Genomic DNA, 770 nt, shown 5'->3' with positions numbered 1-770 from the left:
GGATACTCAACGTTGGTTGCGAGACAGATGGGGTGGACATGGGGAAGTTGATCGGCTACGCCCGGGTGTCGACACGGCAGCAAGACGCAGACCGCCAAGTGTCTGACCTTCTGAATGCCGGCGTTCGACGTGATGACGCGTACGTCGACAGTGGAGTGTCTGGAAGCCGTGCGTCCCGTCCCGCCTTCGACAAGGCGGTGGCCGCCCTCGAGCCGGGCGACACGCTGGTCATCACGACACTGGACCGTCTGGGGCGGTCGACGCAGAACATGCTGGCCTTCGCCGAGGCGCTGCGGGGGAGAGGGGCCGGGCTGCGGGTGCTGAACCTGGGTGGGGGAGACGTGGACACGGCCACCCCGATGGGGTCCATGGTCTTCACAGTCATGGCCGCCCTGGCGCAGATGGAGTTGGAGATCAAGCGGGAGCGGATCACCGACTCGGTGGCCAAGCGCCGGGCCGCCGGCAAGGACCTCGGCGGGCGCCGCCAGACCTTCACTGACTCCCAGATCCGCAACGCGCTGCGGCTGATCGAGTCTGGGGAGCCGGCCACCCAGGTCGCCCGCGATCTCGGCATGTCCCGGGCCACCCTGTACCGGCGGATGCGGGAGCTCCCGCAAGCGACCACCATCTGAATCCGTCAGTACATGTGGGCGCCGTGGTGCGTATGACCGCACCTGTGCGGGCTTTTCATCGCACGGGGTAAACGGGCATGACAACCCGGCCTGGATGCGGGCGCACCGCACGGGCGCATCCGGGCCCGCTTGGGGTTC

The 770-nt window shown here is 67.8% G+C and carries 1 protein-coding gene; it reads left to right on the top strand.

Annotation, left to right across the window (positions count from 1 at the left end):
- The first annotated feature begins 38 nt into the window (after nucleotides 1-38).
- Nucleotides 39-632: a recombinase family protein gene (locus A5728_RS13140; protein WP_035964321.1), complete on the top strand. Its 594-nt coding sequence runs from the start codon at nucleotides 39-41 to the stop codon at nucleotides 630-632.
- Nucleotides 633-770 lie beyond the last annotated feature (138 nt).

Origin of the sequence: Kocuria sp. ICS0012 (assembly GCF_001665945.1) — a bacterium.
Classification (GTDB): Bacteria; Actinomycetota; Actinomycetes; order Actinomycetales; family Micrococcaceae; genus Kocuria; species Kocuria marina.
The sequence above is the reverse complement of the archived record's forward strand: the minus strand, read 5'-3'. Positions and strand labels throughout refer to the sequence as shown.

Excerpts from the sequence above, each read along its gene's own strand:
- A5728_RS13140 (WP_035964321.1), top strand. The coding sequence starts at position 39 with ATGGGGAAGTTGATCGGCTACGCCCGGGTGTCGACACGGCAGCAAGAC.